This window comes from Pedobacter montanisoli, from assembly GCF_022809115.1.
GTDB lineage: Bacteria > Bacteroidota > Bacteroidia > Sphingobacteriales > Sphingobacteriaceae > Pedobacter > Pedobacter montanisoli.
The window spans coordinates 107,544-120,938 of sequence record NZ_JALGBH010000002.1; the positions used below are offsets into that span (position 1 = coordinate 107,544).

The following is a 13,395-nucleotide window of genomic DNA, read 5'->3' on the forward strand; positions in this document are numbered from 1 at the left end:
AAAAAGATGAAAAAAGTTATTGTTTTCCTTTATATTTTAATGTTGGCTATGAAAGTTGATGCCCAAAACAGTTTTAAAACCTATCAAATCGGTTTTGACCGTGTAAAGACTGCTTATGAGCTAAAATGGAACATGTTAAGTAATGAACTGAAACAATTCAAAGCAGGTAACTCGTTCCAGTTGTTAATGATTGCCTATAAACAAGAAAATAAACTGGAATTATGGCTTAAATCAAGAGATGAAAAGCAGTTCAGGCTGTTTAAAACATATGATTTTTGCAAATTCTCGGGTACTTTAGGCCCTAAAGTAATGGAAGGTGACCTGCAAACACCTGAAGGTTTTTATACCATCAATGTATTTAATCCATTAAGTAGTTTTCACTTATCATTAGGGGTTGATTACCCTAACCAGGTTGATCTTGCCCGTACAGGAAAAGACCGTAAACCGGGAGGAGATATTTATATTCATGGCGCATGCGAAACCGTAGGTTGCATACCTTTAACAGACGATAAAATAAGAGAGGTATATGTGTTGGCAGTAGAGGCCAAAAATGCCGGACAGGAAAATATTCCAGTTTATATTTTCCCATTTAAAATGGAAGATGATAATATGCAGAAGTATGCTAAAAGCTTTCCGCAAAATCTAACATTCTGGCAAAATCTTAAAAAAGGCTATGATTATTTTAACCAACATAAACGTTTGCTGCAAATAAGCCAGCAAAACGGACAGTATCTTATTAAATAACTAACTGTTCGCCTCTTTCAATTTTTTAGCTTCGATCCAGTAAAAAAGCTCATTGATAAAGTTAGTGGCTCGTTTATGTGCGCCTTCTTTATCCGTGGGCTCGCCTTGATCATTGTAATTGTTCCCTACATTAGGTACTGGAAACATGGCCGGTATAGTGAGTGCTCCGATTTTCCATAACTGAAATTGTAAGGAAGTAAGTGCCTGCGCACCACCAAAACCTCCATCTGATACCGTAGAAATAGCAATGGGTTTACGTTTCCACTCATCATAATAAAGATCAATAACGTTTTTTAAACTGGCAGGATAACCGCCGTTGTACTCCGGTGAAACAATGATCAGTCCATCGGACTGTTTTATCCGATCAGATAATTCAAGAACTTGCGCTGAAGGATTTTCTAAAAACCTTAAACGTTCTTCAAAGATGGGAAAATGGTAATCTTTCAGATCAGCTATAGAAGCCTTTATCTGATACTTCTCCTGTAAAAAATTCTGAAAGAATAAGGCAACGTTATGACTACGGCGGCCTTTACGTACACTGGCAGATATGATTAAGATGTGTTTACTTTCCATATTTTATGTTATTGTAATTTAATACCCTTAAATTACAATAACATATGGATTAATACACAAGTTTATTCCCATTTAAATGTTTTTACGGCTACGGCATAAATAACCACACCCCAAATTAACATAATTAAGATCTGGTGTTTTACATCCCATAAGCCTGCACCTTCAAAAGCAATTTTGCGCATGGCATCATTTAAATAGGTTAATGGCAAGGCTTTACTAATAGGTTGCAGCCAGTTAGGAAAAGCATTGATTGAAAAAAACGTGCCTGATAACAAAAACTGAGGCAGTGTAATGATATTTGAAATAGGAGGTATGGTGCTTTCATTTTTGGCAAGCCCCGATACAACGAAACCAAATCCCATAAAAACAATGAGCCCAAGCAAAGCCATGATTAGCATATTGATCACAGTGACCGCCCCGTTTATTAAAGTAAATTTAAAGAGAAAATGACCTATCAAAATGATAAATAAGGCACCCAATAAGGCAAAACCTATACGGGCAATACCTTCGCCAAAAACAATGCTCGAACGTTTTACAGGAGTAGCAAAAAAGCGTTTGATCACTAGGTTTTGGCGCAAACTAAAAAACACGAAAGCAGTACCAAAAACGCCTGTGCTCAGTAAAGAGAAACCCAATTGTCCGGGTAAGATAAAATCAATTGTACGGTATTCTCGGCCTGTAACCGTGCTGGCTCTGATCTCGGTAACCGCAGGTACCTGATTTACCATATTTAAACGATAGGTAAGTTCATTTAATACCGATTTTAAGATGTTGCCTTTATCTAAAGAAGCAGATGTATAGGTTACATTGGTAAAATAAGCAGGTAAGCCCGAAGGATTTTTCTGTATATTGATTACTGCATCGTAATTGCCTTTTTGCAAGCTGCTATTAATATTCTGTTCGGTATCATTGGTGGCTAACCTTATCATCGGAATCTTCTGTAAAGCCGCTATGACCGGATTTTGCATATCAGATTTAGGATCTACGGCTACATCTATTTTAGTGCCTCCGCTCCCTAAGAATCCAAAAACCAGGATAAAGATTAAGGGAAAGGCCAGTGTAAACACTACAGCCGAAGGGCTGCGGGTAATGGAACGGAAACTGGCTTTAGCTAGTGCTAGGGTTGCTTTGGTGTTATTGTATTTTTGTTGCATTCTTTTTCAGTCTTTTGATTTTTAAGGATTAATTGTCACGCCATGCCCGGCCGGTTAAGTTGATAAATACATCTTCCAGATTGGCTTTCTTCACTTCTTTTTTGCGTTCAAATCCACTGGCAACCAAATTATCAATTAAATGATCAGGCGTATCTAAAGCAATGATCTCGCCCGATTCTACAAAAGCTACTCTATCGCAGAGCTGCTCTGCCTCATCCATGTAGTGGGTGGTAATTACAACGGTAGTGCCATTATTGCGGATCTCGATAATAAGATCCCATAAATTGCGACGGGCCTGTGGATCTAATCCAGTGGTAGGCTCATCTAGAAAAATAACTTTAGGAGAATTGATGAGAGTGGTGGCAATAGAGAAACGTTGTTTTTGTCCACCAGAAAGTTCTTTGTACTTGGCTTTAGCTTTATCCTGAAGGTTTACCTTAGCCAGCATTTCTGCCGGGTTGATATTTACATTGTACAAGCCGCCAAAAAGCTCTAAAAGTTCAGTAAGGTTAAGATTAGGATAATAGCCTGCAGCCTGTAACTGTACGCCTATAATGCGTTTAATGGCGCTGGCATCTTTGTCAACATCTAAGTCATCAACCAGAATTTCTCCTGATGTTTTTTCACGTAAGGTCTCAATAATTTCGAGTGTAGTGGTTTTGCCTGCACCGTTAGGACCTAATAAACCAAAGATCTCATGCTCATAAACTTCAAAACTGATACCTTTTACAGCTTCAAAGGCATCGTAGTTTTTAACCAAGTTTTTTACGCTAATTATAGCACGGTTATTTTTCATACCTGTAAAAGTAAGAAGCTTTGCATGAAAAGAAAATGAATTTTTAAGTTAACGCCTTTAAAAATCCAGCCAAATGCAGAAAATAACCGGTGAATTAACACCGGTTAAAATAAAATTGAAAAAATGATAGATATGATGAGCGGGAATAAGTAACTATTCAAGTTGCCATTTTTTAACGATTTCTGCATTAAAACCCTCTTTCTCCTTTGGATTGGGTAAGCCTTTACCTGTGGTAATCAATTTAAATAGGCTGTTGTTAATGTAATTGCTCCAGGCTTCATTACAGATTTCATAACAAGCTTCTGCAGGTGTAAGTCCTTCGTGCGTAAAAACCACTTTTGTCTGTTCACCTTCTTTATCGATTTCAAAAATAAGTTTGGTATTTACCCATTCGGTTTTATCATCAATAAAGTTGAATTGGTTGTCCAATACCAGATAAACCAGTTTTTGATCGGGTATCATTTCAATCAGTTTCAGTTTGCACAAATGAACATCTTTATAATGATAGAAAAATGTTTCGTTAAGTTGATCCGTGTTTCCTTCTATGTCTTCAGACCACCAGGCTCTAAAGTTTTTGATGGCATTAAAAGTAGTCTTTGCATCCTGATCTACGAGAAAGCTTGCTGTGTAATTCTTGTTTTCCATGATTTATATAATTTTTAAACTGGATTTCCTGAGCCTGTTTCACATAATAGTCTTAAGCTGTACAAAAATTTTGCCCAATTGAAATTACAATCGGCAAAAAAATCTGTGGCCGCCTGCCAGCCTCCATGAGAAAAACGTACAATGGTTTTTCCATCTTTCTCTTCCAGATCAAAAGAAATGTGGGTATTCATCCATTCCTCATTAGCGTTGATACATAACCATTCTACTTTTTTATTGGAAATAAGCTGAACGATTTTCATTTCTGTAAGGCTGTTGCCGAAAGTAAATGTATTGATAAAATTTAATTCAGGTTTGGCTGTGGTTTGTTTAGCCCACCAACCAGATAAACCTTCTTGAGTGGTAATGGCTTCATAAACCTTTTCTATGGGAGCATTTATAGATAATTTGTGGAGAATAGCTGTCATAACTCAGTTTTTTAAGAATAAATAAAATATTTGTTTAACAAAGATGCTGGCTAAAAATGAATTGATTGGTGTGTAAATAAGACTTTATGACGGGTTGATTTGGACTTTATATCTTCTTATTTTTGTAAAAAAGAGCTGATGAAACATATAACCATAGTAGTACCCGAGGGAGAAGGAAATAACCTGAGCAGCATTGTAGGTGCGTATAAGCTGTTTATGCGGGCTAATGCTTATTGTAAAAGTACAGGAAAAGATGAGCTATATAAAATTGAAGTGGCAGGGGTTTCGCAACAGGTAGATTACTATGAAGGCTTATTTGCTGTAAAACCACATGTAAACATCTCAGCAATCAGCAAAACCAACCTGATCATTATTCCTTCATTAAATCACAATTATGAACAGGCCCTGTCACAAAATAGTGCACTTACAGACTGGATTGAAAAACAATATAAAAACGGGGCAGAAGTAGCCAGTATTTGTACGGGAGCCTTTTTATTGGCTTCATCGGGATTGCTTAATCACAAAAGCTGTTCTACACATTGGGCTGCTGCAGATCATTTCAGAAAAATGTTTCCGCAGGTAAATTTACAAACCGACCGTTTAATTACAGACGAGAATGGTATTTATACCAATGGAGGGGCTTATTCTTTTTTAAATCTTATGATTTATCTGATAGAAAAATATTACGACCGTTCAACTGCAGTTTTCTGTGCAAAGGTTTTTCAAATTGAAATTGACAGGAACAGTCAATCTGAATTTGCCATTTTTACCGGGCAAAAACTGCATGGTGATGAAATGGTAGAACGGGCACAATTGCATATTGAAACTCATTTACAAGAAAGGATCTCTGTTGAAGCCTTATCATCTAATTTTGCAGTAAGCAGGCGTAACTTTGACAGGAGATTTATCAAAGCCACAGGTAATACGCCGCTTGAATATGCGCAAAGGGTAAAAATTGAAGCAGCTAAAAAGGCTTTTGAAACCAATCGCAAAACCGTGCATGAAGTGATGTACGATGTGGGTTATTCAGATGCAAAAGCTTTTAGAGAAGTATTTAGAAAAAATACCGGGATGTCGCCTTTAGAATACCGGGAAAAATACAATCGATCTAAACTAATTGACAGGGTTTAATAGGCACAATCTTATTATTTATGGATTAGCCATTAGTTTCTTTCTAGATAATTTAAGAGTTAGATTTTTATATGAATTGCTAAAGTGTTTTTTTCTGGATTAGACTGATGAATAATGAAATTAAAAAAATAATCAACCCTAAAATGCTCAATAACATAAAGTAAAAAGAGATTATAAAAATAACATTTAAGGCATTTCCTTTATTTAGTGAAGTATTCCTTAATAATTCATAACAGATTCCGCCAATAATTGCTACGATAGCAGACCCTAACGTTATTTTACCTGAAATTTTTATAAATCTTTTCATGTAGAGGTTAATTAGGCTTAACCTCTACAAAAACAAAGTTCCAACTGCAGGTGGTACAACCTTCCATGGTTTTTACATCCCAGCCCAAATGCCAATAGGCAATATCAAAAGTTGCGGTTTCGCCTGCTTTGAGTTTTACTTTGTGGTAGATGTATTTGTTAGATGGGTCGGTATAATCATTTCTGGCTTCGAAAGAAATTCCTTGTTTATCGGATAAATTTTTTACCTCAACTTCATATTTGCAGGGAGCAAGTTTAGACGAGGCCTTTTTGGTCACTTTGATCTTGAACTCAAGTGGAACGCCTTCCAAGCCTTTCTTTTCAAATTTTTCGGAGGTTAATTTTAATAATACTGGCTTAGACCATTCTGTAGGGCCATTTGGAAATTCAAAAGTGCTACTGGAACTACTTGTAAGGTATATTTGTGCGGTAGCCAATTTGCATGTAACCATTAATACGGCTACCAGAAAGATTTTAAAAAGGGTTTTTGTTTTCATCGTTTTTTAATTGAATTTATGAACCTGTTCTATCTTCTTACAAAGTCCTTTTCCCTTTTACAGTAATGGTGGTATTGCTCCTGTCTTTAAAAGAACCCGAAAACTCATCACCGTTAATAGGTGCTATGGTAGCTCCCGATGCATCAATCAGAATATTGTTTACATAAGTTCCGGATATATCTTCAGTAGATTGTGCGCCATCTTCTCTTGCTTTACCTGTCCAGCCTTTTAATAGGGTAGAGACAATGATATTGAACGTGCCTTTTTTATTGGTAGAAGTTTGGTAAGTACCTTCAAAGCATCTTACCAATGCGGTAGAGGTTTCTTTGGCTATACTGAATATGGCATTTGAATGGCCGGGAATACTTGCCGCAACAATGGTAGCTCCGGTTCCTGAAGCACTAACCGAAAAGGTAACAGAGACTTCCTGTCCGTTTAAGGTACCTTTAAATGGTGCTACATAAAGCTGACCTGCAACCCAGGCTACGGTAGAGGTTAAAGTAACCTTTGTGCCATCTATAACCATACTTGCTGTAATAGAATTACTGCTGGTATTGGCTATATCAAACTTAATGGTTCCAGATGGGCCTATGATCACGCCTTTATAAATACCCTTACTGCTGTTGTCATTAGCAGCCACACCTTCAGGGGTTTGAGAACATGAGGTACATACGTACACTTCCTCAACGTTATCTTTTTTCTTTTTGCATGAAAGCGTAAAAAGTAACACACATGCACAGCTTAGAATGAATAATTTTTTCATGTTTTTTTGTTTTAAGTCGGTTTTATGAAACCAAAATTATAAGCCTGTAAGTACAAAACCGGCTCATTTTATAAAGTGATACATGAAAAAATGAACATAAACTTTTGTACTTTTAAATTCAATAACCAGAACAGATGTATAGCAACGTGTCTCCGTCATTTTCATTCTACCTGTCTTTATTTTGCTGGGCGCACTTATGGTTTTTTGCTGTGGTTTTGGCAGTAAAAAGAAATAACCATACGGCCAATCGGTTTTTGGCACTTTTTCTTTTTTGCTTTTCATTTATACATGTGCAACATGTACTGTTACAGATGGGCTGGTTAAGTCATATACCATTTTTCGATCCTTTGTGTGGTGTTATTTTAAGTGGGTTGGGCCCGCTGTTCTATTTTTATACACGTGCTTTAACGGCACAGCCTTTGGTAAAAAAAGATGCTTTTCATCTCCTTATTGTTTTACCGGCAGTTATACACCTTTTAATGTTGCTGTTCTCTAAAAAAGGAGAGAGCCTTGCCGATTATTATTATACAGGTACAGCAGAAGCAAAACGTTATACCTCTATAAATGTACTGTTGTTGTGTGGCATGTTACTATGTTTTACCGTATATCTGTTGGCCAGTATAAATGTGATTAACCGTTACCTTAAAAAAATAAATCAGACCTATGCCAGGTCAGAAGAGCTCAGGCTAAAATGGTTCAGGGATATTGTAATTGCTTTGCTGGCATTTTCCTTCTTGCTGGTGCCTTTTACCTTATATTATGCCAATGTAAGCCAGAGCAGTTTGATATTAGGCTATTTCAGTACGCTGATCTACTTTATTATCGTGCTTAAATCGTTAAACACTTCTGTGTTGTTTAACAATAGCCTGACCCCAGATCCTCAGCCAAAAGCAATCACAGAAAAACATAAATACCAGAATTCTTTTCAAACCAGTGAAAGTATAGATCGTTTAGGACAGCAAATTGAAGATTTTCTGGCACAAAATCCTTTGTTGTACGATGAAGATTTAAGCCTTAAACAAATGGCTGATACTTTAAATATACCACCCTATATCTTATCGGAAGCAATTAACCGTTATTTTGAGAAAAGTTTTTTTGAATTGATCAATACGGCACGTATAGAAAAAGCAAAAACAGAGTTGTTGTGTATGGAAAGTGCCAATATTACGATAGAAGCCGTGGGCTACAATTGTGGTTTTGGTTCTAAGGCAGCGTTTTACCGGGCATTTAAAAAAACAACCGGTTTAACACCAACCGCTTATTTAAAAGAGCAGGAATTAACCTGCCCATAAAAAAATTGGTTTGGGGTTACCAAACCAATTCTCCTTTGATCATTGCAATAAAATCATCAAAAAGGTAACGCGAATCATGCGGGCCCGGAGAACTTTCAGGGTGATATTGCACCGAAAACGCTTTTTTACCTTTAACTCTTATCCCTTCAATAGAATCATCATTAAGGTTAATATGTGTAATCTCTACTTTATCAGAGTTTTTAACCTCTTCAGGAATTACACCAAAACCATGATTTTGAGAAGTAACTTCGCAATGGTTTTTAATGATATTTTTAACCGGATGGTTTAAGCCACGGTGTCCGTTAAACATTTTCATGGTACCAATACCGTTAGCCTCAGCTAATAACTGATGGCCTAAGCAAATACCAAACATAGGTTTGTTGGCAGCCAGAACAGCTTTAACGGTTTCAATACCATAAGGCATAGCCGCAGGATCGCCGGGGCCGTTAGAAATAAAATAACCGTCTGCACCCCATTTTTCCATTTCCTCAAAAGAAGTTTTGGCAGGGAAAACCTTTACATAAACGCCTCTGTCATCAAAGTTGCGCAAAATGTTCTTTTTAATACCTAAGTCTAAAGCAGCTACTTTAAGAGGAGCTTCAGGATTACCATAGTAATAAGGCTCTTTAGTTGAAACTACAGAAGAAAGCTCCAGGCCACTCATTGGCGGCACTTCATCAAGCTTGTTTTTAAGCTCCTGCAAATCGGTAATTTCCGAAGAAATAATAGCATTCATTGCGCCTTTATCTCTTATATGACGAACCAAAGCCCGGGTGTCTATATCAGAAATGCCCACAATATTTTCGTTCTGAAAATAATCCTGGATAGACTCAGTTGCTTCTTTTCTAGAATACTGTATGTTGTAGTTTTTACAAACCAGTCCGGCAATTTTTATCGAATCAGATTCAACCTCATCTTTATGTATGCCGTAGTTACCAATATGTGCATTGGTGGCTACTAAGATCTGCCCAAAGTAAGAAGGATCGGTAAAAACCTCCTGGTAGCCCGTCATACCGGTGTTAAAACAAATTTCTCCCGTTGTGGTACCAATTTTTCCGGCCGCTTTGCCGTAAAAAACTGTGCCATCGGCCAGTAACAAAATTGCAGGTAATTTTGCGTAGTTAGTCATTTAAAAAACAATAAAAATTGTGGGTAAAAAAAGAAAATAAAGAATGAGGCCTTATCGTAATTTCCTCGTGTATTAAAGTAGCCTGAACTTTCTGATCGAACTCATTCATTTCAGAGCACAAAAGTACATTTTTTCAAAGAAAAAAAATCAGTTTTTTAATTTTTTTAACAAAGGCCTCCAAGTTTGTAACAAATTAATAAAACGTACATTTACAAAAGCAAAAGTTTACCTTTGTACATATCAAAACAAAACACATGTCGGTACATAAAGAAGTAAAGCGTGTTACCACGCATATTCTACAGGAAATGAAGCAACGTGGCGAGAAAATTGCCATGCTAACCGCCTACGACTATTCTATGGCCACCATTTTGGATGATGCAGGTTTAGACGTGCTTTTGGTTGGCGATTCTGCGTCAAACGTAATGGCAGGGCATGAAACTACGTTACCTATTACCTTGGATCAGATGATTTATCATGCACAATCGGTGGTAAGAGGTGCTAACAGGGCATTTGTGGTAGTAGATCTTCCTTTTGGTTCATACCAGAGCGATTCAAAAGAAGCGCTTAAATCGGCCATCCGTATCATGAAAGAATCTGGAGCGCACGGCGTTAAGCTGGAGGGCGGTACAGAAGTGGTAGAATCGGTTCAGCGTATTGTTGCAGCAGGCATACCAGTATTGGGACATTTGGGTTTAACACCGCAATCTATCTATAAATTTGGAACTTACAGCGTAAGAGCCAAAGATGAAGAAGAGGCCGCAAAACTGAAAACAGATGTATTGGCCTTGCAAGAAGCAGGTTGCTTTGGCGTTGTACTAGAAAAAATACCAGCAAAATTAGCAGGAGAGGTAACCCAATCTATACAAATACCTACCATAGGAATAGGAGCGGGGCCACATTGCGATGGACAGGTGCTTGTAGTGAACGATATGATTGGATTAACCAAAGGTTTCAGGCCGCGTTTTTTACGCCAGTACCTGGATCTGTATGAGGGGATTAAAGGCGCAGCACAAAACTACATTCGAGATGTAAAAGCAGTTGATTTTCCTAACGAGAAAGAACAGTATTAATTTGTAATAAGAATAAAAGAACAAGGGGTAAAGATTTTTTGAAAAGTAGTTTCAGCGTTTACCGGTTAAACCATCTGCTTTTCGTCTCAATCTTTTGTTAAGTACTTATGTCATCTGAGCCTGTTGAAGGATTTTCATAGCAGAAACGCTTCGATAAACTCAGCGCGACACAAAATAATTGGTAAGGATAAACAAAAGGTATTTACACTTCAATCGGGTTTAGTTGACAAAAAAAAATGCAACCAACCCAAACCGAGCAGCAAACTACGATTGATCATTTTATCGATTTAAACATTTAACCAACTAATGCCCGTTACCGATAAGGATATATTATACGAAGACAACCATTTAATAGCAGTAAACAAAAGAGCAGGCGATATTGTGCAGGTAGATGAAACCGGCGATAAACCGCTCGATGAAATGGTAAAAGATTACCTTGCCCAAAAATACAACAAGCCGGGAGCGGCATTTTTGGGCGTAGTACATCGCTTAGATCGTCCGGTTAGCGGTGTAATCTTATTTGCTAAAACCAGTAAAGCCTTAGATCGCATGAATGCGGCATTTAAAAACCGCGAGGTTACCAAAACCTATTTTGCCGTTGTGCGTAAAAAACCCGCTAAAGCTACGGCCAAACTGGTAAACTGGCTTATTAAAAATCCACAAAAAAATGTGGTAAAAGCCTATGATAACGAAGTTCCCGGTAGTCAGTATTGTGAACTGAGTTACCAGCAATTGACCGAATTAGATGGTTATTACCTGTTAAAGGTAAATCCGCTTACTGGTCGCTCGCACCAGATAAGGGTACAGCTTTCAACTATGGGCTGTCCTATAGTTGGCGATAACAAATATGGCTACCCTCGGGCCAGCCGTAAAGGCAGCATTTGTTTACATGCCCGCAAGCTGGAGTTTCTGCATCCTGTAAAAAAAGAACCTGTAAGCATATTTGCGCCTCTACCTGTAGATGGTTTCTGGGAGCGTTTTGAGAAGTATTAATATTTAGATTTTCTCCTGCCGTCACCCTGTTCCGATAGCTATCGGAATTATTGCAGGGTCTATTCCTGTTAGTTAAATTTTTGGGAACAAGTTCAGATGATGAATAAGAATGATTAAGCATGACGATTATTCTTTTTGTCATTCCAATTCATTCTAAATCTAATATCTTTACCCACCAAACAAACACTAAACATATTTATGAGCGTTAAAAAAAGCGTTTTAGAGAAAAAGACGACCCAAGAACTATATCAATACCTTAATGCTAAAAATTCATTCCTCAGCGAAGCCGTTCAATATGCTTTTGAAATTTTACAGAGTAGGGGAGAAAACTTTGACGAGCATGAAACCGAGCGCATCAAAGCGTTAATAGAGGAGAGAGAACAGAAAGAGAATGAACAACCTGCTAAACAAACTTATTGGGATAAAAATGCAGTTGAAGACGATTCTGCAATGCCATTATATTCGCAGCGGGTAATCTGGATCTTCAGCGTACTTTTTGGCGTTATAACAGGTTCTATTTTATTAGCAATAAATCTGGCAAAATTAAACCAGAAAAAGACAGCCTTTGGGGTAGTTGCTTTTGGAGTAGTTTACACTACATTTCAGGTTATCTTGTCTGAATATTTAGATAAAATAAACTTTATACTTACAGGAAGAACATTTTTGCTTTCTGCACTTGGTGCAATAGTTTTACACTACTCTTGGGAAAAATTTATTCCCACAGATTTCAAGTATAGAAAACGTGCTGTGTGGTTACCCGCTCTTATTTGTGTAGGGTTAGCATCCTTAATAATTTTTGCAATGATTAAGGGCTATTAAGTTACAGAATGAAATGAGTTCTGTATAAAGTAATTACCACCATTAAAAGACTGTTAATGTAGTTAAAGTTGTATCAAGCCTAATCAATATCTCTCCGTTCAGCTAAATCGGCCTTGGCTGATGCGGTAAATAGTAATAAGCCTGCGCATAGGCTTTAAAGCATCAGGCGCAGCCGTGGCTTTTTTGTCTACTTTTTCAGCTACAGGAAACCTGCGAAGCAAGCTTGAATACCTTAAAAAATAATAAAAGCATTATGAAAAAAGTAGAACCCGAGGTAGCGATACAGATACTTAATAGTAAAAATAGTATTTGATACAATGCAGCTTATTATTTTACTTCCTCCTCATTAAAGATGCTGATCTGGAGCAAAGCGCAAAGTAAAACAAACCCGATAGCTATCGGGTCAGCATGACGAATAAGGACGGTTCAGCACGACGAGTACGTTAGACTGGATTTAAAAAATTACAACTTCTTTAAAGCCCGGTTCAGGTTTCTTAAAGAAATACCCAGATAAGCCGCCATATCCTCTTTAGAAATCGCCATATCCTGTTTAGATTGCAGTTCTAATAGTTTAGCCAGACTATGCTCGGTAGTATGTAGTTGCTGGTAAGAAGCCCGGCTTGCCGTATCGATAATGCGTCCGGCAAAGGCCTTGAGTAGCAAATGATTTAGAGCAAGATCTTTTTTAAGCAATTCATTGAAAAAAGGCAGGGAAAAAGCATACACACTTACATCGGTTAAAGCTTCTATACTACATAAACAATTGCCACCCCTGATCAGTTCAATCTCTCCGGTAATTTCACCTTTACCTAGAAATTCAACAATAAACTCCTTATCGTTTGTTTCGGTAAAAAAGCATTTGGTAATGCCTTCTTTGATCAGCATAATTTTAGTGGGTTTTTCATGCTGGGTCAGTAATCTTTCGCCTTTGGCAAAAGACTTTAGTATAATATCGGCTTTGTTTGCCTGTTGGTTGTAAAGCTGTTCGGCATAAGCCAGAAAATTAGAATTGGTACGCAACATAAGTTTTCGGGACAAATGTCCTTTGTTAAGAAATT

Annotated in this window: 15 protein-coding genes; 6 read left to right on the top strand and 9 right to left on the bottom strand. The window is 37.4% G+C overall.

Annotation, left to right across the window (positions count from 1 at the left end; translation table 11 throughout):
• Positions 1 to 6 precede the first annotated feature (6 nt).
• The gene (locus MMF97_RS08165; protein WP_243361369.1) at positions 7 to 744 is read left to right on the top strand and encodes a L,D-transpeptidase family protein; all 738 of its coding nucleotides are present in this window, start codon (positions 7 to 9) and stop codon (positions 742 to 744) included.
• Here MMF97_RS08165 and MMF97_RS08170 read toward each other — a convergent pair whose 3' ends face one another.
• The 5 genes from MMF97_RS08170 to MMF97_RS08190 all read right to left on the bottom strand — a co-directional run bounded on the left by MMF97_RS08170 (position 745) and on the right by MMF97_RS08190 (position 4,337).
• Complete coding sequence (locus tag MMF97_RS08170) at positions 745 to 1,317, bottom strand: NADPH-dependent FMN reductase (RefSeq protein ID WP_243361371.1); 573 nt, start codon at positions 1,315 to 1,317, stop codon at positions 745 to 747.
• A gap of 62 nt (positions 1,318 to 1,379) precedes the next feature.
• A complete protein-coding gene (locus MMF97_RS08175) occupies positions 1,380 to 2,471 on the bottom strand; it encodes an ABC transporter permease (protein ID WP_243361373.1) in 1,092 nt (363 codons plus the stop codon).
• 28 nt (positions 2,472 to 2,499) lie between these two features.
• Positions 2,500 to 3,267, bottom strand: coding sequence for an ABC transporter ATP-binding protein (locus tag MMF97_RS08180; protein ID WP_243361375.1), 768 nt, complete (start codon positions 3,265 to 3,267; stop codon positions 2,500 to 2,502).
• Positions 3,268 to 3,420: 153 nt separating this feature from the next.
• A complete protein-coding gene (locus MMF97_RS08185; protein ID WP_243361377.1) occupies positions 3,421 to 3,912 on the bottom strand; it encodes an SRPBCC domain-containing protein in 492 nt (163 codons plus the stop codon).
• A 14-nt stretch (positions 3,913 to 3,926) separates the two neighbouring features.
• Positions 3,927 to 4,337: an SRPBCC family protein gene (locus MMF97_RS08190; protein ID WP_243361379.1), complete on the bottom strand. Its 411-nt coding sequence runs from the start codon at positions 4,335 to 4,337 to the stop codon at positions 3,927 to 3,929.
• A gap of 138 nt (positions 4,338 to 4,475) precedes the next feature.
• Between MMF97_RS08190 and MMF97_RS08195 the strand changes: the two genes are divergently transcribed.
• Complete coding sequence (locus MMF97_RS08195; RefSeq protein WP_243361381.1) at positions 4,476 to 5,468, top strand: GlxA family transcriptional regulator; 993 nt, start codon at positions 4,476 to 4,478, stop codon at positions 5,466 to 5,468.
• Positions 5,469 to 5,782: 314 nt separating this feature from the next.
• Here MMF97_RS08195 and MMF97_RS08200 read toward each other — a convergent pair whose 3' ends face one another.
• Together MMF97_RS08200 and MMF97_RS08205 are read right to left on the bottom strand one after the other, a co-directional pair.
• Positions 5,783 to 6,271, bottom strand: a complete 489-nt coding sequence (locus tag MMF97_RS08200) for a hypothetical protein (RefSeq protein WP_243361384.1) — start codon at positions 6,269 to 6,271, stop codon at positions 5,783 to 5,785.
• Positions 6,272 to 6,308: 37 nt separating this feature from the next.
• On the bottom strand, positions 6,309 to 7,034 hold the full coding sequence (locus tag MMF97_RS08205; protein ID WP_243361385.1) for a hypothetical protein: 726 nt from the start codon (positions 7,032 to 7,034) through the stop codon (positions 6,309 to 6,311).
• Between the two features lie 134 nt (positions 7,035 to 7,168).
• On the opposite strand from MMF97_RS08205, the gene MMF97_RS08210 reads away from it, so the two are divergent.
• Positions 7,169 to 8,326, top strand: coding sequence for a helix-turn-helix domain-containing protein (locus tag MMF97_RS08210; RefSeq protein ID WP_243361387.1), 1,158 nt, complete (start codon positions 7,169 to 7,171; stop codon positions 8,324 to 8,326).
• Between the two features lie 16 nt (positions 8,327 to 8,342).
• On the opposite strand, the gene carA is transcribed toward MMF97_RS08210, so the two are convergent.
• Entirely contained in the window at positions 8,343 to 9,455 is a 1,113-nt protein-coding gene (gene carA, locus MMF97_RS08215) for a glutamine-hydrolyzing carbamoyl-phosphate synthase small subunit (RefSeq protein ID WP_243361389.1), read from the bottom strand.
• Positions 9,456 to 9,709: 254 nt separating this feature from the next.
• On the opposite strand from carA, the gene panB reads away from it, so the two are divergent.
• The 3 genes from panB to MMF97_RS08230 all read left to right on the top strand — a co-directional run bounded on the left by panB (position 9,710) and on the right by MMF97_RS08230 (position 12,337).
• Complete coding sequence (gene panB / locus MMF97_RS08220) at positions 9,710 to 10,525, top strand: 3-methyl-2-oxobutanoate hydroxymethyltransferase (protein ID WP_243361391.1); 816 nt, start codon at positions 9,710 to 9,712, stop codon at positions 10,523 to 10,525.
• 306 nt (positions 10,526 to 10,831) lie between these two features.
• The gene (locus tag MMF97_RS08225; RefSeq protein WP_243361392.1) at positions 10,832 to 11,518 is read left to right on the top strand and encodes an RluA family pseudouridine synthase; all 687 of its coding nucleotides are present in this window, start codon (positions 10,832 to 10,834) and stop codon (positions 11,516 to 11,518) included.
• Between the two features lie 198 nt (positions 11,519 to 11,716).
• Positions 11,717 to 12,337 (top strand): hypothetical protein, encoded by a 621-nt coding sequence (locus tag MMF97_RS08230; RefSeq protein ID WP_243361394.1) that lies wholly within the window; start codon positions 11,717 to 11,719, stop codon positions 12,335 to 12,337.
• A 462-nt stretch (positions 12,338 to 12,799) separates the two neighbouring features.
• On the opposite strand, the gene MMF97_RS08235 is transcribed toward MMF97_RS08230, so the two are convergent.
• Complete coding sequence (locus tag MMF97_RS08235) at positions 12,800 to 13,375, bottom strand: Crp/Fnr family transcriptional regulator (protein WP_243361395.1); 576 nt, start codon at positions 13,373 to 13,375, stop codon at positions 12,800 to 12,802.
• Positions 13,376 to 13,395: the final 20 nt, after the last annotated feature.

What these genes read in the sequence shown, in the direction of transcription:
- MMF97_RS08170 (WP_243361371.1), bottom strand. Translation starts at nt 1,317, where the DNA reads ATGGAAAGTAAACACATCTTAATCATATCTGCCAGTGTACGTAAAGGC.
- MMF97_RS08180 (WP_243361375.1), bottom strand. Translation starts at nt 3,267, where the DNA reads ATGAAAAATAACCGTGCTATAATTAGCGTAAAAAACTTGGTTAAAAAC.
- MMF97_RS08205 (WP_243361385.1), bottom strand. Translation starts at nt 7,034, where the DNA reads ATGAAAAAATTATTCATTCTAAGCTGTGCATGTGTGTTACTTTTTACG.
- MMF97_RS08185 (WP_243361377.1), bottom strand. Translation starts at nt 3,912, where the DNA reads ATGGAAAACAAGAATTACACAGCAAGCTTTCTCGTAGATCAGGATGCA.
- MMF97_RS08200 (WP_243361384.1), bottom strand. Translation starts at nt 6,271, where the DNA reads ATGAAAACAAAAACCCTTTTTAAAATCTTTCTGGTAGCCGTATTAATG.
- MMF97_RS08210 (WP_243361387.1), top strand. Translation starts at nt 7,169, where the DNA reads ATGTATAGCAACGTGTCTCCGTCATTTTCATTCTACCTGTCTTTATTT.
- carA (WP_243361389.1), bottom strand. Translation starts at nt 9,455, where the DNA reads ATGACTAACTACGCAAAATTACCTGCAATTTTGTTACTGGCCGATGGC.
- MMF97_RS08230 (WP_243361394.1), top strand. Translation starts at nt 11,717, where the DNA reads ATGAGCGTTAAAAAAAGCGTTTTAGAGAAAAAGACGACCCAAGAACTA.
- MMF97_RS08175 (WP_243361373.1), bottom strand. Translation starts at nt 2,471, where the DNA reads ATGCAACAAAAATACAATAACACCAAAGCAACCCTAGCACTAGCTAAA.
- MMF97_RS08195 (WP_243361381.1), top strand. Translation starts at nt 4,476, where the DNA reads ATGAAACATATAACCATAGTAGTACCCGAGGGAGAAGGAAATAACCTG.
- MMF97_RS08165 (WP_243361369.1), top strand. Translation starts at nt 7, where the DNA reads ATGAAAAAAGTTATTGTTTTCCTTTATATTTTAATGTTGGCTATGAAA.
- MMF97_RS08190 (WP_243361379.1), bottom strand. Translation starts at nt 4,337, where the DNA reads ATGACAGCTATTCTCCACAAATTATCTATAAATGCTCCCATAGAAAAG.
- panB (WP_243361391.1), top strand. Translation starts at nt 9,710, where the DNA reads ATGTCGGTACATAAAGAAGTAAAGCGTGTTACCACGCATATTCTACAG.
- MMF97_RS08225 (WP_243361392.1), top strand. Translation starts at nt 10,832, where the DNA reads ATGCCCGTTACCGATAAGGATATATTATACGAAGACAACCATTTAATA.